Genomic DNA, 18,532 nt, shown 5'->3' on the forward strand with positions numbered 1-18,532 from the left:
AATAAAAGTCCCCTGTAAGATAAACTTTTTTAAGTGTCTATCTTACAGGGGACATTTGATCTATGTTGTTATTTCTCAGAAAATGTGTAAAGTCATATTTAAATGTGAAAATTGGTGCTGCCCGTGATCATCAGATTATACGCGGAAATGAGCTGCCAAATCCCTTAACTCCTCTGCCAAGTTTGCAAGTGCATTAGCAGATGATGAAATTTCCTCCATCGATGCCATTTGTTCTTCAGTCGTAGCAGAAATACTCTCTGTGCCGGCTGTAGTAGATTTAGTTACAGAATGGATTGTATTCATACTACCAACAATTTCTTCAGTTCCTGCGGCCATTTGCTCGACTGCTGCAGATACTTCTTCTACCTGCATTGTAACACTTTGAATGGCACCTTGAATTGAAGCGAAAGTTGTACGTGTATTTTCTGTTGTTTTAATCCCTTCATTAACTCCCGCTGTTACTAATTTCATTGATTCAACAGCTTTTTGAGTATCTTTCTGTGTCTCTGAAATCAACACTTCAATTTGGTTTGAAGAAACAGCAGATTGTTCTGCTAACTTCTTAACCTCATCTGCAACAACAGCAAAGCCTTTCCCATGCTCGCCAGCTCGTGCGGCTTCAATTGCAGCGTTTAGAGCAAGAAGATTTGTTTGTTCAGCAATCGCTGTAATCGAATCAATAATTTGACCAATTTCATTAGAACGTTTTCCTAACAAGTCAACAACTTCTGATAAGCCATTTACTCGGTCTGTGATGTCGATCATTTGTTGATTCATTTGATTCGCGGCATTTATACCATTTTTCACCAAGGATAATGAATCCCCTGAAAGTTCGCTTACAGCTTGAGCATTTCCAGCTACTTGTTGAACACCTGTAGAAAGCTCATTGATGGTATTGAATGTGTTAGAAACATTATTTAGTTGCTCTACTGATCCATGGGCGATCGTTTCCATCGTATTTGCAACCATCTCTGTTGCTTTTGTAGTTTCTGCTGCATTAGCATTCAATTCTTCAGATGCTGCGGCTACATGATTAGCAGTTTCAGTCACTTTTGTTACTGTGTTACGAATATTGCTAATCATCGAATTAAATGATTGGGTTAATTGACCGATTTCATCTTTGGATGAATAGGTACTTTGCACAGTCAAATCACCGTCGCTAGCCTTTAAGATATTAGCCTGCAGCTCTTTAACTGGATTTACAATTAAACGTCCAATCCATGTTGCTAATGTAATGAAGAAAATAATGGCGATAACAGAGAAAGTAATCGAAATAAGCAAAGTAGTGAATTTATTTTGCTCATTTATATTATTCAGCTCATTGGCATGGTCAGAGCAAAGAGTCATAAGGTCGCGTGCATCATTTGCCATATTCTCACGGAAATCAGCTAAAGTTGTGATGTACATAGAATAGGCTTCGGTGTTTTTGTTCTGACTAGCCAAATCAATAACATCTGTCATGGCGTTAAAATAACCATCGATATTAGGTTTAAGAGATTCTAACAGTTTTCGTTCTTCTTCATTTCCATTGTAAGAGGCTTCGAATTTCACGATTGAGTCTTTAATACTTTCAGATCTCTTTTCGATGTTTGTCTGTAGATCGGCAATACGGTTTACTTCTGTAGTAATAATCATTAGTTCTAAAATGAAAGAATCCATCGCACGAATGTCAGTTCGAAGTTGACCGATATATTGAATTGGTAAAAGTGACTCATTATACATATTATTAGATTTTTTTGCCATATCGTTGATGTAATAAAAACTACAACTTGAAATAATCAGCAAAAAAATAACAGCGGATGTAATGAGTGTTAAAATTTTTCTTTTGATTGATAAGTTTTTCAAAATACTTCCTCCGTTGGCTCAACTATCTTTAAAAGTAGTATAATAGTGGTAATTACTAATTACTTTGGATAAATTGAGTAATTATTTTGTAATATTATACTCCATCTAAGTGTTTAATCTGAGAAGAAAGAAATATGAAACAATTATTAATTTTCACATCCAAAAGTTCTATACTTAAAGTTTGCAAGTCGTCATATCGAAATGATTATGTATGTTTGCATGTACCTGTGAGACTACATACGTAAAGTAAGCGGAGGTACCTGCAAATGAGTCGTTAAAAGCCGCTTTATGGAAACCTTTATAAACTGCTTAGTCTTATCTTGTGAAACTTGCTGTCTTCAAATAATCAGCCATCGCTAACTTCGGCGTTACTCTATACCAAACACTAAATTCTAATTCTTGCCTAGTAATCAATCTGACTACTACCGTCATTGTGGATACCAGATTTGGATCTAGTTGATTTTCATCCTTTAATACTGGCGTTTGAATACCGCTTCTCTGGATCATTTCTATAGAACGTGACAACTTATAGCCCCCATAAACACAAAAAACATCCGCTCTAAGAGAGTAGATGCTTTTTGTGTTAATTCTCTTCCGGTATATATTTAATTAAGTCAGAAAGCTTACAATTGAAATTAGGAAAGGAATGCCATTAGATGAATATTAAAGAACAAATACAAAATTGATTCTTTAGAATTTGAGTTATTTCAACAAAAATTAGAATTAGTTATTGTTTCCCCCTTTAACTTCTAGGGCAACGGTACTTGCTTTTAAGAGTGATAAGTAATGACTAAGTTATCCTAAAATGTTAAAATTAAACTGTTATTCAAAGGAGGTGTAACGAATGGATTTTTTTATTGTAATTATTTTTTTAATCATGATAATAAGAATTTTAACTACCATGAAAAAGACAAGAAGTAATAATAGTTCTTCAAGCCGTTCTATCCATTCGGGTACTAATACAACTGATTTTATTTCAACAGGTTCAGTATTTTCGTTTCAAGACACAGATAGAAATGATTGTACGGATACCACTTCGAATTACAGTGATTCGTCTGAAGGTTCTTCGTGCGATTAAGTTTTTTAAGTCGTTTCCGAATTTAATTGGAGATGGCTTTTTTATTTTACAAAGCAACTAGCATAATGGGGTGATGTCATTGGGAAAAGTAAAGAAATTAACACCGAAATAATAAGCGTTTGGGGACTACTATATTGAGTTAGGAAACGCTACTGAAGCAGCTTATATCAAAGCAGGCTAAAACGAAAAGGGATCTGGAGTTAACTCTGCGAGATCGATAGCAAATGATAGCGCAAAATCTTATATAGATAAACGATGGAAGGACTCTAAAAAAAGTTGAAGCAATTAGCCCCAACCTGATATAACTCACTCATTCCTGTACACACGCTCGCCATTTTATTAGTCCCATTCAGTCCCACATCCCCAAATTAAAATTGTTTTATGCCTTATCTTGCGTAGTTCAAAATTTCATGAAAAACATACTAAGATTAGTAGTACAAACCAAGGCCATGGTTTGTGCTACTATTTTATTTAGTAGAAGTGAAGAAAAGTCGACCAGCCTCTGGGATCATATAGAATCCGTATCATAAACTGGCTAACTTCGCACCCTTATATGAATCAGTTTAGTATGTTGGGTCCAAGAGATCGTGTATAAGAAAATGGAATCAATAAGGTAATGTGAAGACTTCTATAATTGGCTATAAAGGAGAACATCTATATGAAACATGTCATCGCATTTGATGTCAGTAAAGGGAAAAGTACCATCGTCATTTATAATGAAGATAGACAATGTGAATTTGAAGGGGAATTACATCACACGCGTTTCGATTTTGAACAGCTTCATCGACGTATTGAGAAAATAACAGCTCTTGATGGACAACCTCCTGAAATTGTATTTGAAGCTACAGGGGTCTATTCAAAACCTGTAGAAGAGTTTCTACGTGATCATGGCTACACATACTACCGTATGAACCCGCTTGAAGCGAGCCTACAAATGGCTTCCATGCGGCGTCATAAAACCGACAGTAGTGATGCGCACGAATTAGCGAAAACGCACAGGATACATATTATGAACAGATGCGTGCGATTACACGTTATTATGATGAAGTTGATAAAGAAATCATTCTTTTACGTAGTCGAATGCATGCAATTTTACATGGTACATTTCCTGAATTAGAACAGCTCATCACACCAAGTTCAGCGTTGTTTTTAAATTTCGTGCAGCTATATCCACATCCAGCACTTTTATTGGCGCATTCAAAAACAATCATTAAAAACCGTTTAAAAAGTAATACTCGTAAGAAGCTATCCTTAGAACGTGCGGAGAAAAAAGCAATTGTATTATTAGAAGCTGCGGAAAACTCGTATCCGTCCATTAAGCCAACGGATATTCGTTGTATTCAAGTACGCGATTATGCACGACGTATTGCGGATTTGATGGAAACGAAAGACAAGCTTGTCAAGCAGATGGTGACAATGTCTGAGGATAAAAAAGAATATAAAGTGTTACTCTCTATTCCAGGCATTGGAGATACAACAGCTTGCCGATTGATTGGTGAGTTAGGCGATATTCGTCGTTTTCAAAATGCCAAACAAATAAATGCCTATGCGGGTATTGATATTATGCGCTATCAATCTGGCAATACACAATATCGTGATCGTATAAATAAGCGTGGGAATAAGAAGCTACGGAAGATTTTATATTTTATGGTTTGTACAATGTTAATGGCAAAAGGAAAAGGAGAAGAAAATCACTTTGTGGACTACTATTACAAATTAAAAACGCAACCTCAGAAAAAGCATCATGAGGTCGCGATTGTGGCGTGTATGAATAAGTTCTTGAAAGTTGCATTTCACCTTATTACACACGGCATATTGTACGATTATGAGTCCGCACTACCAGCTCTGAAATCGTAACCAAGTTTATATTTACTATAACACACCGACCTTTCGAAACAAAGAAAATCGTAAGGTCTTTTAGTCGTGCGAAAATTTAGTTGTAGTTGGGAGGGGTACCCCTCCCAACTACAACTAAATCAAAAAACAAAAGAAATTAAAGAATTACACTTGACTGGAGGTAAGAAGAGGCTGGGACAGAACTCGATTATTTTGAAAAATAGCGAAAACAGATAATAACTTTTTCGCTTCAATGAGTAGAGTGTTCCTTCCTAAATCAAAAAAATGTTAGACCAATGCAATCGGTCTAACATTTTTTCTTTTTGCCCGAGCCTCTTTTGTTAGATATAGTATGCACCCAATCCACTTTGTGCTGGGTAAATTAATTTATTTTATAGTGTGGGGCTGACAGTGGGATTAATTAGAGTGAGTCGCAGCATGTGTATGCAGTAATCCATGAATTTGTAGTAGCTTTTAATCTCTAAGCTAAAGGAACGGCGAGAGTTATAAAAGAGAAGAAGCGGTTTAGATCAAAAAATGATCTAGCCGCTTCTTTTTTATATGAATGATGTTGAGATTCCTTAGAAAATGTACAAAGTCATAATTAAATGTTAAAAGTGGTGATGACCGCGATCATCCTATTAAACTCTGAATTGAGCTGCTAAGTCTCTTAACTCATCTGCCAAGTTTGCGAGCGCATATGCAGATGATGAAATTTCCTCCATCGATGCTGTTTGTTCTTCAGTTGTAGCAGAAATACTCTCTGTACCGGCTGTAGTAGATTTAGTTATGGAGTGGATTGTATTCATACTACCAACAATTTCTTCAGTTCCTGCGGCCATTTGCTCAACTGCTGCAGATACTTCTTCTACCTGCATGGTAACATCTTGAATGGCCCCTTGAATGGCAGCGAAAGTTGTACGTGTATTTTCAGTTGTTTTAATCCCTTCATTAACTCCCACTGTAACTAACTTCATTGATTCAACAGCTTTTTGAGTATCCTTCTGTGTCTCTGAAATCAACACTTCAATTTTGTTTGAAGAAGCAGCAGACTGTTCTGCTAATTTTCTAACCTCATCTGCAACGACGGCAAAGCCTTTCCCATGTTCGCCAGCACGTGCGGCTTCAATTGCGGCGTTCAGGGCAAGGAGATTTGTTTGTTCAGCAATTGCTGTAATCGAATCAATAATTTGACCAATGTCATTAGAACGTTTTCCTAACAAGTTGACAACTTCGGATAAGTCATTTACTCGTACAGTGATGTCCATCATTTGTTGATTCATTTGATCCGCCGCATTCATACCATTTATCACCAGGGATAAAGAATCACCTGAAAGTTCGGTTACAGCTTGAGCATTCTCAGCCACTTGTTGAACACCAGTTGAAAGCTCATTGACGGTATTGACGGTGCTAGAAACATTATTTAATTGCTCTACGGATCCATGAGCAATCGTTTCCATCGTAATGGCAACCATCTCTGTTGCTTTCGTAGTTTCTTCTGCATTCGCATTTAACTCTTCAGATGCCGAGGCTACATGATTAGCAGTTTCATTGACTTTTGTTACGGTAGTACGAATATTATTAATCATCGAATTAAATGATTGAGTTAACTGACCAATTTCATCTTTGGATGAATAGGTACCTTGCACAGTCAAATCACCATCGCCTGCTTTTAACATAGTAGCCTGCAACTCTTTCACCGGATTTACAATTAAACGTGCAATCCATGTTGCTAATGTAATAAAGAAAATAATGGCTAAAACAGAAAGGATGGCAGAAATAAGCATAGTAGTAGATTGATTTTGTTCGTTTATTTTATTCAGCTGATCGGCATCATCAACACATAGAGATATGAGTTTGTCTGTATCGGTTTCCACCTTCTTGATAAGATCGTCTGAAGCTTTAGTGTACGCAGAATAGGCTTCCTCGTTTTGGTTGTTGTTAGCCAAATTAATGATATTTGTCATAGTACTAAAATAACCATCGAGATTGGATTTAAGAGATTCTAATAGTTCTTTTTCATCTTCTTTTCCAGTGTAAGAGTCTTCGAATTTTATGAGTAAGTCTCTAATACTTTCACCACTTTTTGATATGTTTGTCTGTAGTTCGGTATTACGATTAGCATCCGTAGTAATCATGAGCTCTAAAATGAAAGAATCTACATCACTAAAGTTAGATCTAAGTTGACTGATATGTTGAATTGGCAAAAGTGACTCGTCATACATTTCACTAGATTTTTTTGCCATATCATTAATGTAATAAAAACCATCAAATGAAATAATCAGCAAAAAAGCAACAGCGGACGTAATGAGTGTTAGAATTTTTTTTCTGATTGATAAATTTTTCAAAGTATTTCCCCCATTGGCTCAATTATCTTCAAAAAAGTGGTATATACTAATAACTTTGGATATATTGAGTAATTTAAATGTAGTGATAATATACCATATCCATATCTTTAATAAGAGAAGATAGAATTATGAAATTTTTGTAAAAATTAAAGGGGAAGCTTGTTGCAATGGAGTTTCTGACGGACGTAATAACTTATACCGCCTCTAAAACAAAAAGCATCCGCTCAAATTAAAGAGAGTAATGTTTTTGATGATCTTATTGACAGGCATAGGAAAATATTGTTACATTATAGGTAACAGATGTTACCTATTGATTGGAGGAAAATTTTTTGGCACCAAAAGAGCGGTTTACAGAGGAAGTTTTATTGGATTGTGCTTTTGAAATGGCTAGAAAGAGTGGGATTGATAGTGTCAATGCACGAGATTTAGCAAAAGAATTAGGTTGTTCGACAAAACCTATATTTCGATTATTCGCGAGTATGGACGATTTAAAGTACGCAATATATGAATTGGCTAGCAATCTTTATAATGAAAGGATGTTTCATGGGTTACAACAAAGCTCTTTTCTAGGAATGGGGTTAGCGTATATTAACTTTGCTCGAGAAGAAAAAAAGTTCTTTGAGTTATTATTTCTATCCAATAAATATAAGATTTCGAGTTTTTCAGAATTACTAAATGACGTTGAGAATCAAGGCGTTATAGCACTTATTTCAAATAACACAGGATTAACTCAAACCTCAGCTAAGTCGCTATTTATAGATATATGGTTAACTACGCACGGCATTGCAACAATGTGTGCGACGAATACTTGCGATTTAGATAGCTCGGAAATTGAGAGCATTTTAAAAGATGTTTTTGAAGGCGTTAAACAAAAATTACTGAATGGAGAAAATAAATGACCATAAAAAATTCGCCTATTCTGTTATCGATTCTATTCACCTTACTTGCACTTGTTTTTCCTTCTATATCAGGTGCAATTATAACTGTTAACAATATAAGCAGCTTAAGCACAATTTATTTGATTCATTTTGCGGCCTTTACATGTGGTATTCTAGTTACTCTATGGATCATGAAAAAAAGCAAATTCTCTTTACAGGATTTCGGATTTAGAAGATTTAAAGCCGAGGCGTGGATGATTGTGATCGTTATTTCTGAGCTGATTACTTTCTTTAATGGTCTTACACATAAGGATAGTTTTTCAGTGCAGTATGTATTTACTTTGCTTCTATTTGTTATTGCCGTTGGTATTTGTGAAGAGCTTATTTTCCGAGGTTTAATTTTTAAATATTTATCAGCTAAAGGTCTTAAAATAGCTATTCTAGGCTCCTCAATTTTGTTTGGTGTTGGGCATCTTGCAAATTTAGCTTCGGGTGCTGATTTAGTAATGACAGTACTACAAATAATTTATGCATTCCTCTTTGGACTAGTTTGTGCAGAAATTGTTGCGAAGACAAAAAGTATTATTTTCCCGATTATCTGGCACGCTATGCACGATTTTATAGCTTTCATGACGGATGGTGAGCCAACTGTTCTTGCTGTTTCTATTTATATCATTCATTGCATGGTGTTAATCGGTCTCTCAATTTATTTCTGGCGCGCTTTATTTACTAAAAAGGATGCAATGAAATTAAAAAATACGGAGAGCTATGTTTAACAAAAAAGAGGGCAAAAAAGCATCTACTCATCTGAGCGGATGCTTTTTTGTCTAGTGCTCATCAGGTGTTAATTCAACATTACCTCCTGAAATAAGAAAACATACTTTTTCATGTTGATGAATAGGTAAAGCTCCTTGAAGGGCAGCCCCAATACCGATTGAGGAGGATGGTTCAGCGATGATTTTACCTGCGGAAAGTAAGGTCTTCATTCCAAGATGGATCAATGCTTCTTCTACACTTACAACCTCATCGACAAGCTGTTGAACAATTGGAAAGTTTCGTTCTCCGGGCTGTAAAGTTAATAGGGCATCTGCCAAAGATTTTTGTTCCTCTAAAAGCAATCTTTCGCCAGCTTCTAAGCTTTTGGCATAACGCGAAACAACGGCAGGCTCCACGCCAATTATTTTAATATGAGGGGCCATAGATTTTATTGCAGTTGCAATCCCGCTAATTAATCCACCGCCACCAATAGGGACAACAATAGTATTGACATCAGGAAGCTGTGCAAATATTTCTAAACCTGCTGTTCCTTGTCCTGCCATGATATCGTAATCATCATAAGGATGTATAATGCAATAACCATGATTACGACTGAGCTTTTCTGTTATGACATGCCTTTCTGCAAGCTTACATTGTACAACCTCCGCACCTAAAGCACGTATTCCTTCTACCTTAACTGTAGGAGCTGAATCCGGTAGGACAGTTGTTGCCTTAATATTTAATAGCTTAGCAGCGTAGGCAACGCCTTTGCCATGATTACCCGAGGAAGCAGCAACTACGCCTTGTTGCAATTGTTCTAACGGCATGGATAGCATTTTATTAAGAGCTCCACGCAGTTTGAAAGAGTTAGTCTTTTGCATATTCTCGGCTTTTATGTAGACATGACATCCTAAAAGTTCATCGAGCCCGTTTAATCGAATCATAGGTGTTTCATATACATAAGATGAAATTCTTCGTTTAGCAGTATGGATTTGTTCAAGTGTTAACATACAGCAACCCTCACTTTATTGAAATGATTGAAAATTCTGGAGTTATATCATAACTGTAGATTTACAGGCAATTTGTGTCAATAAATAAAATGACTGTGATTATTGCCGCGACACCATAGAATACTTACTTCAACCTTGAAAAAATATGAGTATTCATCCTATAATAAAAAGGTTATAGTAAAAACAATAAAAGGGAGCGTCCATAATGGCCAACGAAGCAAGATCGCAGGTGAACATTAAGCTCATTTCTACGATTCGTCCGATTGATGGAGAGTCCGAAAGTTATGAAATGTGGCTGACAGGGCAGCTACTTGAAAAAGCAGGAAGCATGTATTTGAAATATGAAGAGGTGCAGGAGGATAAAACCATCCGCACAACTATGAAGCTAGGCAATGAACAGGCACTAATTATGCGTGCTGGAGCAGTAAAAATGCGACTACCACTTAACATAATTGAACAACAAACGGGTCATTATGAAAGTGAGTTTGGTTCAATGCCACTCGTCATAGAGACGAAAAAAATGACGTTTACAAAACAAGCAATAAGCGGAGATTTCCATGTACAGTATGATTTACTAATGGGTGGGCAATCCGTTGGCAACTATACATTAGACATTACATTTACGGAGGTACAATGATGAACGCAGTAGAACAAGTACAACAAGCCATTAAAGCGGCAATTGCGCAGGCTGTTGAAAAAGCTGGCTTAGTAGAGGCTGGCACAGAGTTAAATATTCACCTTGAAACACCAAAGGATAAGGCAAATGGAGACTATGCAACAAATATCGCTATGCAATTAACGAAATTAGCTAAAAAACCACCTCGTGCCATTGCTGAAGCTATTTTAGAAAATCTTGACACAGCAGGTACAGTTATTGAGAAAATCGATATTGCTGGTCCTGGCTTTATGAATATTACTGTGCGTAAAGATTTCCTAACAGATGTAGTAAAAGCGGTGCTTGAGCAAGGCGCTGACTATGGTCGTTCTAATGCTGGTGCTGGAGAAAAAGTTCAAGTTGAATTCGTATCTGCAAATCCAACTGGTGATCTACATTTAGGTCATGCGCGTGGAGCTTCAGTAGGGGATTCATTATGTAATGTGTTAGATATGGCAGGCTACAAAGTATCTCGTGAGTACTATATAAACGACGCGGGTAACCAAATTAATAACTTAGCTTATTCACTAGAAGCGCGCTATAAGCAAGCTTTAGGATTGGATGCTGAGATGCCAGAGGATGGCTACCACGGTCCAGATATTATTGAAATTGCTGGTAAACTAGCTAGTGAGCATGGCGATTCAATTTTAGCAAAATCTGATGAAGAACGTTTTGCATTCTTCCGTCAGCATGGTTTAGCGTTAGAATTAGACAAGTTAAAAACAGACCTTGCAAACTTCCGCGTAAACTTTGATGTGTGGTATTCTGAAACTTCACTATATGAAAACGGCAAAATTGAAGTGGCATTGGATAAATTAAAAGCAAATGGTCATGTATTTGAAGAAGACGGTGCTACTTGGTTCCGTTCGACAACATTTGGTGACGATAAAGACCGCGTGTTAATTAAAAATGATGGTTCTTTCACGTATTTGACTCCGGATATCGCATACCATGAGGATAAAATTGTACGTGGCTTCGATAAATTAATTAATATTTGGGGAGCTGACCACCACGGCTATATTCCACGTATGAAAGCTGCTATACAGGCGCTTGGCTATGATCGTGATACACTTGAAGTAGAGATCATCCAAATGGTTCAGCTTTATAAAAACGGTGAGAAATTCAAAATGTCTAAACGTACAGGGAACGCTGTTACAATGCGTGAGCTTGTAGAAGAGGTTGGCCTAGACGCAGTACGTTACTTCTTCGTGAAAACTGCAGGCGATTCTCATATGGACTTTGACTTAGACCTTGCTGTATCTCAATCAAATGAAAACCCAGTGTATTATGCACAATACGCACATGCACGTATTTCATCTATTTTACGTTCAGCAAATGAGCAAGGCTTTGCTGCTTCAACTGACAATTTAAGCTTGTTAATTGCTGAAAAAGAGATCGATTTACTGAAAAAAGTGGGCGACTTCCCGAAAATGGTAGCTGATGCTGCGAATCACCGTACACCGCACCGTATCGCCAACTATATTCAAGAAACGGCAGCTGCATTCCACAGCTTCTATAACGCTGAAAAAGTGTTAGATGCTTCAAATAAAGAGCTAACAGAGGCGCGTTTAGCCCTTATTACAGCTGTTCGTACAACAATTGCCAACGCACTACGTTTAATCGGCGTATCTGCACCAGAAAAAATGTAATAAAAGTATTTCTAACCCCCAGCACGACAATGTGCCGGGGGTTTTTTGTATCTTAGGTAACAAGAGCGGTTGAAACGACGGAAAGAATCATCAAAGAGATGGATAGAACCGCCGAAGTCGTGGATAGAGCTGCCAAAGTCGTGGATAGAACAGCCAAAGTAGTGGATAGAACAGGCAAAGTGATGGATAGAGCCGCCAAAGTGTGGATAGAACAGGCAAAGTAGTGGATAGAACAGGCAAAGTGATGGATAGAGCCGCCAAAGTGTGGATAGAACAGGCAAAGTAGTGGATAGAACGGTCAAAGTCGTGGATAGAACAGTCGAAGTCGTGGATAGAACAGCCAAAGTCGTGGATAGAACAGGCAAAGTCGTGGATAGAACAGTCAAAATGATGGATAGAACAGTCAAAGTGAAGGATAGAACAGTCAAAGTGAAGGATAGAACAGTCAAAGTGAAGGAAAGAACCACCAGAGCGACGGAAAAAGCTGCCGAAGCGACGGAATAAATCATCAAAGCGACGGAACGAATCCAAAGCGACGGATAGAATCGCCAAAGTGAAGGAAAGAATCACCAGAGCGACGGAACGAATCATCAAAGCGACGGAACGAATCCGAAGCGACGGATAGAATCGCCAAAGTGAAGGAAAGAATCACCAGAGCGACGGAACAAGCCACCGAAGCGACGGAACGAATCCGAAGCGACGGATAGAACCGTCAAAGTGAAGGAAAGAATCACCAGAGCGACGGAACAAGCCGCTGTAGCGACGGAAAGAATCATCAAAGAGATGGATAGAACCGTCAAAGTCGTGGATAGAACGGTCAAAGTCGTGGATAGAACCACCAGATCGACGGAAAAAGCTGCCGAAGCGACGGAACGAATCATCAAAGCGACGGAACGAATCCGAAGCGACGGATAGAATCGCCAAAGTGAAGGAAAGAACCACCAGAGCGACGGAACGAATCATCAAAGCGACGGATAGAATCGCCAAAGTGAAGGAAAGAATCACCAGAGCGACGGAACAAGCCACCGAAGCGACGGAACGAATCATCAAAGCGACGGAACGAATCCGAAGCGACGGATAGAACCGTCAAAGTGAAGGAAAGAACCACCAGAGCGACGGAACAAGCTGCCGAAGCGACGGAACAAATCATCAAAGCGACGGAACGAATCCGAAGCGACGGAACAAATCATCAAAGCGACGGAACGAATCCGAAGCGACGGATAGAATCGCCAAAGTGAAGGAAAGAACCACCAGAGCGACGGAACAAGCCGCCGAAGCGACGGAACAAATCATCAAAGCGACGGAACGAATCCGAAGCGACGGATAGAACCGTCAAAGTGAAGGAAAGAATCACCAGAGCGACGGAACAAGCCACCGAAGCGACGGAACGAATCATCAAAGCGACGGAACGAATCCGAAGCGACGGATAGAATCGCCAAAGTGAAGGAAAGAACCACCAGAGCGACGGAACGAATCATCAAAGCGACGGAACGAATCATCAAAGCGACGGAACAAGCCCCCGAAGCGACGGAACGCATCATCAAAGCGACGGATAGAATCGCCAAAGTGAAGGAAAGAATCACCAGAGCGACGGAACAAGCCACCGAAGCGACGGAACGAATCATCAAAGCGACGGAACGAATCCGAAGCGACGGATAGAATCGCCAAAGTGAAGGAAAGAACCACCAGAGCGACGGAACAAGCCGCTGTAGCGACGGAAAGAATCATCAAAGAGATGGATAGAACCGTCAAAGTAGTGGATAGAACGGTCAAAGTCGTGGATAGAACAGCCAAAGTCGTGGATAGAACAGCCAAAGTCGTGGATAGAACCGTCAAAGTCGTGGATAGAACAGTCAAAGTGTGGATAGAACAGTCAAAATGATGGATAGAACAGTCAAAGTGAAGGAAAGAACCACCAGAGCGACGGAAAAAGCTGCCGAAGCGACGGAACGAATCATCAAAGCGACGGAACGAATCATCAAAGCGACGGAACGAATCCGAAGCGACGGATAGAATCGCCAAAGTGAAGGAAAGAACCAACAGAGCGACGGAACAAGCCGCCAAAGCGACGGAACAAATCATCAAAGCGACGGAACGAATCTGAAGCGACGGATAGAATCGCCAAAGTGAAGGAACGAACCACCAGAGCAACGGAACGAATCATCAAAGCGACGGAACGAATCCGAAGCGACGGATAGAATCGCCAAAGTGAAGGAAAGAACCACCAGAGCGACGGAACGAATCATCAAAGCGACGGAACGAATCCGAAGCGACGGATAGAATCGCCAAAGTGAAGGAAAGAACCACCAGAGCGACGGAACAAGCCGCTGAAGCGACGGAACGAATCATCAAAGCGACGGAACACCCCACCAAAATGATGGATAGAACCAGAATCAGTAAACTGAAGAACAGCTCCATCGAAACGTCGCAATTAATCTCCTTAAATCAATGATTTTCTTAAAATTTCAGAAATCTTGTTGAAGTTTACGTTAGCGTCAATGATATACTGATGGAAAATGTGAAGGGGGAGATGAAGTTGAAGACGATTCAAGAAGTGGCTAAGCAGTTTAATGTTTCAACACGGACAATTCGTTATTATGAGGAGCTTGGGCTGCTTAATCCCAATCGTTCATCTACTAATCAACGAACCTTTTCAAAAAAAGAATTGGCGAAGCTTAAGCTTATTTTTCGAGGAAAGCGTTACGGTTTTTCACTTGAGGAGATTAAGGAGATGGTATTGCTGTTTGATTTTGATCGCACAGGTATTCAGCAATTGGAGCGTACGGTCGAATATGGGGAACAAAAAATTCAAGAAATAGATAGCAAAATAGCAGAGCTTGCACAAATGAAAAATGAGTTACAGCAATTGCAAGGCGTGTTTATTAAAAAATTGGCGACTTTAAAGGGAGAGGTGTACGATGAATAGTTCGAATTTGTTAGCACGAAATGCGCGAAAGTATCCTTTGAGCGAAGCGATTGTTTGTCAAGGTAGACGAGTGACCTATCGTGATTTAGATGAGCAAGTAACACGTTTTAGTCATGCTTTATTAGAGCAAGGTGTGCGACAAGGCGATAAAGTCATCATTTTTATGCCAAATGTTGTAGAGTTTGTTGTTAGCTATTTTGCAATTCAACGCATTGGAGCTATTGTCGTTCCAGTAAATGCGAAATTTACACTGCAAGAGGTCGAATATGTAGCGCAGCATGCAGACGCTAAAGCTATTCTAGTTCATGAAGCAATTTTTGCGGCAGTCGAAAGCATCACGGTTGTTCCTTTAAAAATCAAAACGGGACAAGAGCATGCTGGTTGGCTAAATTATGAAACACTTATTCAACATGCAAGCATTCAAACAATTGATTATCCGTTGAATGAAGATGATGTCTCGACGATTTTATATACATCGGGTACAACGGGAAAACCAAAGGGTGTGTTGTTTAGCTATCGCAATATTTTAACTGTAGCGCAAATGATTGCAGTAGAAATGGAAGTAAAGCCTGAAAGCCGAATCCTTCTCATGATGCCGTTGACACATTCAGCGCCATTACATTTATTTTTAATGGCAGGCGTACTTGTAGGCTCAACAAATGTGCTAACACCGACATTTACACCTGATTTGTGTATTGATTCAATCGAGCAGGAAAGGACAACGCATTTCTTTGGTGCACCTGTCGCCTATTTGCTAACTGCTCAAATGCCGAGATTGCAAACAGCAGATTTATCTTCGATGAAATGGTGGGTTTATGGAGGTGCGCCGTTATCACAAAACGAAATTCGCTTGATAGAAAAGGCTTTCCGAACAACTCATTTAACTTGTGTTTATGGTTTGACGGAGGCTGGTCCAAGCGGTTCGTTATTGTTTGGTAGGGAGCATGAAACGAAGGCGGGGAGTATTGGTCAGCGTGCACCACTTGGCACTGAGCTGCGTATTATTAACGGCAGTGGAGAAGATGTCGGCGTTGGTGAAGTTGGAGAGATCGTGTTATTTGGTGAAGGCAATATGCTGGGCTATTACAAGGATGATACTGCAACGAAGGCTGCATTTATAGATGGTTGGCTTAAAACAGGAGATTTAGCGCGTATGGATGGGGATGGATATATTTGGATTGTTGATCGTAAAAAGGATGTTATTATTTCAGGCGGTGTTAATATTTATCCGAAGGAAATAGAAGATAGTATGTTAAGTTATGACGGGATTTTTGAGGTAGCTGTAATAGGTGTTCCGCATCCACAATGGGGAGAAACGGTGAAGGCCGTCTATGCTTCTAAAAAGGCAATTGCTGAAAATGATCTAATCAATTATTTAGAGGAGCGTCTTGCTAAATATAAAATACCACGCCTTTTTGAACAAATGGAAGCGCTGCCACGAAATGCAGCAGGCAAAATATTAAAACAATCTTTGAAGGGACAAGAGGTGAGATAGCATGAAGGTATTACAGCAGGCAGAAATGAAAACAAAAAACTTTTTTAAAGATAATGATACACTTCATAAAGTTTTAGAAATGATGCTAGATCAAGAGTTTGCAGAATATGCAACACGCGAGCTAACAGATTTCGGAGGGCTCTGTGCTGGAGATATTGATGTGAGAGCGAAACATACGGATAGAGAGGGTGAACCTCGCTTACAAAGGTATAACGCATATGGGGAAGAAGTGTCAGAGGTCTGGGTTAATGATGGCTATAAAAAAACGATTGAAGAGACATACAATATCGGGATTGTTGGCTATGTGCATAAGGATATTCCGCAATTAGGTAGAAAGGGAAATTATGTGTATAGCTTTGCTCAAGGCTATATACTGTCCCATACTGAGCCAGGCTTTTACTGTCCTGTTACTTTAACAATGGCAACGGCTTATTTACTCGATCATTATGCAAGTGATGAGGTGAAGGAGCGCTTTTTACCACATGTTTGTGCAACAGGAGATACCGAGTTATATGAGGGAGCTACATTTTTAACGGAGCGTCAAGGTGGTTCTGATGTTGGCGCGAATGTGGTAGAGGCGAGACAGGACGGCAAAGAGTATCGTTTATACGGCGAGAAATATTTCGCATCTAATGCAGGAATGTGTGGCGTAGCGATGGTATTGGCCCGTATGGAGGGGGCACAGATAGGCTCAAAGGGCTTAACATTATTTGCGGTTCCATGGCGGAATGAGGATGGCACTGTGAATAACCTCCGCATTCGACGTTTAAAGGATAAACTTGGCGTTCGAGCAGTGCCTTCTGGTGAGGTGGAATTTGATGGCGCACTAGCTTATGTTGTCGGTGAGCCGAATAAAGGGATTTATTATATGCTGGAGGCACTTAATTTATCAAGAATTTGCAATGCAGTTGCTTCTATCGGCATTATGCGTCGCGGTTATTTAGAGGCGAAGCACTATGTAACCAATCGTCATGCATTTGGTAAGCCTTTAACGCAATATCCTATGATTCAGGATACATTAGGGAAATATGCTGCCAAGCTTCATGTAGAAGTTGCCACTGTTTTTGATGTTATTCAGCTGTACGATAAAGTAGCAAGTGGACAGGGCAATGAACAGGACATCATTATGAATCGCTTGTATATTGCTATTATGAAAAAAGAAACGGCAGAGCAAGCGGTACATTATGCTAGTGAAGCAATTGAATTGCACGGAGGGAATGGCTATATAGAGGATTTTGTTACACCTCGCTTATTAAGAGATGCACAGGTGCTGACGGTGTGGGAAGGGACTGCCAATATTTTAGCGTTGGAGCTCATTCGTTTAGTAGATAAGTTTCATGCGCATGAATTATTTGTTCGTATCATGGAGAAACGTCTAGAAAAACTAGCTGACAGTCCATTAGTAGCAATTGTAGCAGAGCAATTAGTAAAACTAGACTTGACTTTGCAAACATTTAGTCGTTTAGATGAAGCAACGAAAACATTTGAGGCAAAAAAGGTTGCAGAAAATATGGCACATGTATATGAAAGTGTTGTAGCAGTCGAATGGGCACAAAAATTCGGCGGTAAATATGAAAAGCTAGCAGATATTTATTTAGAGAGCACATGGTCATTGCGAGAAATTGGAGCGCCAATGAAAACTGTTCAGTATTTTTTAGATATAGTCTAATAGATTAGAGTCTGGGATCTAGCAAGATTAAAAAATTTCACATAAGAAAAGCGCGAGAAATCAACGTTTCTAAAATTGATTTCTCGCGCTTTTTAAGGTATTGACCAGTTTTATCCCAGCCACTTTTTTTTTCATGTATAATTATATCAACTGAAAATTATAAAGGTTCTTTACTTATGTAAAGTGAAAAGGGAAATCGGTGTTATTCCGATGCGGTCCCGCCACTGTATGTGTGAGTTTTTTCAATCTGCACCACTGAAAATTTCGGGAAGGCTTGAAAAAGCGAAGGAAGCACGAGCCAGGAGACCTGCCTTTATAGAAAACACGTTGCAGCCTACGAGGATAGGGTGGTGGATTTTGTATACGTATTTTTGTGCAAATTTGATC

Annotated in this window: 22 protein-coding genes, 3 pseudogenes and 1 riboswitch; of the genes and pseudogenes, 9 read left to right on the forward strand and 16 right to left on the reverse strand. The window is 39.2% G+C overall.

What is annotated here, in order from left to right; genetic code table 11:
- Positions 1–135: 135 nt before the first annotated feature.
- The 3 genes and pseudogenes from AB9L17_RS02845 to AB9L17_RS02855 form a co-directional block, all read right to left on the reverse strand.
- A complete protein-coding gene (locus tag AB9L17_RS02845; RefSeq protein WP_375200750.1) occupies positions 136–1,083 on the reverse strand; it encodes a methyl-accepting chemotaxis protein in 948 nt (315 codons plus the stop codon).
- Positions 1,078–1,845, reverse strand: a pseudogene (locus AB9L17_RS02850) (MCP four helix bundle domain-containing protein); the annotation flags it as partial. The gene AB9L17_RS02845 and the pseudogene AB9L17_RS02850, both read right to left, overlap by 6 nt.
- A gap of 315 nt (positions 1,846–2,160) precedes the next feature.
- A complete protein-coding gene (locus AB9L17_RS02855; RefSeq protein ID WP_068985256.1) occupies positions 2,161–2,370 on the reverse strand; it encodes a hypothetical protein in 210 nt (69 codons plus the stop codon).
- Positions 2,371–2,689: 319 nt separating this feature from the next.
- On the opposite strand from AB9L17_RS02855, the gene AB9L17_RS02860 reads away from it, so the two are divergent.
- Entirely contained in the window at positions 2,690–2,923 is a 234-nt protein-coding gene (locus tag AB9L17_RS02860) for a hypothetical protein (RefSeq protein WP_375200036.1), read from the forward strand.
- Positions 2,924–3,581: 658 nt separating this feature from the next.
- A pseudogene (locus tag AB9L17_RS02865) lies at positions 3,582–4,780 on the forward strand (IS110 family transposase).
- Between the two features lie 620 nt (positions 4,781–5,400).
- Here the strand turns inward: AB9L17_RS02865 and AB9L17_RS02870 are convergent.
- The gene (locus tag AB9L17_RS02870; RefSeq protein ID WP_375200751.1) at positions 5,401–6,348 is read right to left on the reverse strand and encodes a methyl-accepting chemotaxis protein; all 948 of its coding nucleotides are present in this window, start codon (positions 6,346–6,348) and stop codon (positions 5,401–5,403) included.
- Positions 6,343–7,107 (reverse strand): annotated as a pseudogene (locus AB9L17_RS02875) (MCP four helix bundle domain-containing protein); the annotation flags it as partial. The pseudogene AB9L17_RS02875 and the gene AB9L17_RS02870, both read right to left, overlap by 6 nt.
- Before the next feature lie 329 nt (positions 7,108–7,436).
- On the opposite strand from AB9L17_RS02875, the gene AB9L17_RS02880 reads away from it, so the two are divergent.
- On the forward strand, positions 7,437–8,006 hold the full coding sequence (locus tag AB9L17_RS02880) for a TetR/AcrR family transcriptional regulator (RefSeq protein WP_223556851.1): 570 nt from the start codon (positions 7,437–7,439) through the stop codon (positions 8,004–8,006).
- A complete protein-coding gene (locus AB9L17_RS02885) occupies positions 8,003–8,761 on the forward strand; it encodes a CPBP family intramembrane glutamic endopeptidase (RefSeq protein WP_223556850.1) in 759 nt (252 codons plus the stop codon). The genes AB9L17_RS02880 and AB9L17_RS02885 overlap by 4 nt, the downstream gene beginning before the upstream one ends.
- 51 nt (positions 8,762–8,812) lie before the next feature.
- Here AB9L17_RS02885 and AB9L17_RS02890 read toward each other — a convergent pair whose 3' ends face one another.
- Positions 8,813–9,751 carry a threonine ammonia-lyase gene (locus tag AB9L17_RS02890; protein WP_375200037.1) on the reverse strand — a complete coding sequence of 313 codons (939 nt, stop codon included), beginning with the start codon at positions 9,749–9,751 and terminating at the stop codon, positions 8,813–8,815.
- Positions 9,752–9,956: 205 nt separating this feature from the next.
- On the opposite strand from AB9L17_RS02890, the gene AB9L17_RS02895 reads away from it, so the two are divergent.
- Entirely contained in the window at positions 9,957–10,388 is a 432-nt protein-coding gene (locus AB9L17_RS02895; protein ID WP_068985262.1) for a DUF1934 domain-containing protein, read from the forward strand.
- The gene (argS, locus tag AB9L17_RS02900) at positions 10,388–12,055 is read left to right on the forward strand and encodes an arginine--tRNA ligase (RefSeq protein ID WP_068985263.1); all 1,668 of its coding nucleotides are present in this window, start codon (positions 10,388–10,390) and stop codon (positions 12,053–12,055) included. Before AB9L17_RS02895 ends, argS begins: the two co-directional genes overlap by 1 nt.
- Before the next feature lie 90 nt (positions 12,056–12,145).
- On the opposite strand, the gene AB9L17_RS02905 is transcribed toward argS, so the two are convergent.
- The 10 genes from AB9L17_RS02905 to AB9L17_RS02950 are packed head-to-tail and all read right to left on the reverse strand — an operon-like array spanning position 12,146 to position 14,407.
- Positions 12,146–12,607 carry a hypothetical protein gene (locus AB9L17_RS02905; protein ID WP_375200038.1) on the reverse strand — a complete coding sequence of 154 codons (462 nt, stop codon included), beginning with the start codon at positions 12,605–12,607 and terminating at the stop codon, positions 12,146–12,148.
- The gene (locus AB9L17_RS02910; RefSeq protein ID WP_263297628.1) at positions 12,564–12,689 is read right to left on the reverse strand and encodes a hypothetical protein; all 126 of its coding nucleotides are present in this window, start codon (positions 12,687–12,689) and stop codon (positions 12,564–12,566) included. Before AB9L17_RS02910 ends, AB9L17_RS02905 begins: the two co-directional genes overlap by 44 nt.
- Before the next feature lie 14 nt (positions 12,690–12,703).
- Positions 12,704–12,979 (reverse strand): hypothetical protein, encoded by a 276-nt coding sequence (locus AB9L17_RS02915; protein WP_375200039.1) that lies wholly within the window; start codon positions 12,977–12,979, stop codon positions 12,704–12,706.
- On the reverse strand, positions 12,936–13,145 hold the full coding sequence (locus tag AB9L17_RS02920; RefSeq protein ID WP_375200040.1) for a hypothetical protein: 210 nt from the start codon (positions 13,143–13,145) through the stop codon (positions 12,936–12,938). Before AB9L17_RS02920 ends, AB9L17_RS02915 begins: the two co-directional genes overlap by 44 nt.
- Positions 13,102–13,248, reverse strand: a complete 147-nt coding sequence (locus AB9L17_RS02925; protein WP_375200041.1) for a hypothetical protein — start codon at positions 13,246–13,248, stop codon at positions 13,102–13,104. The genes AB9L17_RS02920 and AB9L17_RS02925 overlap by 44 nt, the downstream gene beginning before the upstream one ends.
- Positions 13,245–13,391, reverse strand: a complete 147-nt coding sequence (locus AB9L17_RS02930) for a hypothetical protein (protein ID WP_375200042.1) — start codon at positions 13,389–13,391, stop codon at positions 13,245–13,247. The genes AB9L17_RS02925 and AB9L17_RS02930 overlap by 4 nt, the downstream gene beginning before the upstream one ends.
- On the reverse strand, positions 13,348–13,494 hold the full coding sequence (locus AB9L17_RS02935; protein ID WP_375200043.1) for a hypothetical protein: 147 nt from the start codon (positions 13,492–13,494) through the stop codon (positions 13,348–13,350). The genes AB9L17_RS02930 and AB9L17_RS02935 overlap by 44 nt, the downstream gene beginning before the upstream one ends.
- Positions 13,451–14,077 (reverse strand): hypothetical protein, encoded by a 627-nt coding sequence (locus AB9L17_RS02940; RefSeq protein WP_375200044.1) that lies wholly within the window; start codon positions 14,075–14,077, stop codon positions 13,451–13,453. The genes AB9L17_RS02935 and AB9L17_RS02940 overlap by 44 nt, the downstream gene beginning before the upstream one ends.
- A complete protein-coding gene (locus AB9L17_RS02945; protein WP_375200045.1) occupies positions 14,034–14,222 on the reverse strand; it encodes a hypothetical protein in 189 nt (62 codons plus the stop codon). The genes AB9L17_RS02940 and AB9L17_RS02945 overlap by 44 nt, the downstream gene beginning before the upstream one ends.
- Positions 14,219–14,407, reverse strand: coding sequence for a hypothetical protein (locus AB9L17_RS02950; protein ID WP_375200046.1), 189 nt, complete (start codon positions 14,405–14,407; stop codon positions 14,219–14,221). Before AB9L17_RS02950 ends, AB9L17_RS02945 begins: the two co-directional genes overlap by 4 nt.
- A 184-nt stretch (positions 14,408–14,591) precedes the next feature.
- Here AB9L17_RS02950 and AB9L17_RS02955 point away from each other — a divergent pair, with 184 nt between their 5' ends.
- From AB9L17_RS02955 to AB9L17_RS02965, 3 genes are read left to right on the forward strand one after another with little or no spacing between them, the layout of a single operon-like run.
- Positions 14,592–14,981: a MerR family transcriptional regulator gene (locus AB9L17_RS02955; RefSeq protein ID WP_068986695.1), complete on the forward strand. Its 390-nt coding sequence runs from the start codon at positions 14,592–14,594 to the stop codon at positions 14,979–14,981.
- Positions 14,974–16,476, forward strand: coding sequence for a class I adenylate-forming enzyme family protein (locus tag AB9L17_RS02960; protein WP_375200047.1), 1,503 nt, complete (start codon positions 14,974–14,976; stop codon positions 16,474–16,476). Before AB9L17_RS02955 ends, AB9L17_RS02960 begins: the two co-directional genes overlap by 8 nt.
- A 1-nt stretch (position 16,477) precedes the next feature.
- Complete coding sequence (locus tag AB9L17_RS02965; protein ID WP_375200048.1) at positions 16,478–18,145, forward strand: acyl-CoA dehydrogenase family protein; 1,668 nt, start codon at positions 16,478–16,480, stop codon at positions 18,143–18,145.
- A 146-nt stretch (positions 18,146–18,291) separates the two neighbouring features.
- A riboswitch (cobalamin riboswitch) is annotated at positions 18,292–18,474 on the forward strand.
- Positions 18,475–18,532: the final 58 nt, after the last annotated feature.

Source organism: Lysinibacillus sp. RS11 (genome assembly GCF_042019215.1).
In the GTDB taxonomy this organism is placed as follows: domain Bacteria; phylum Bacillota; class Bacilli; order Bacillales_A; family Planococcaceae; genus Lysinibacillus; species Lysinibacillus xylanilyticus_A.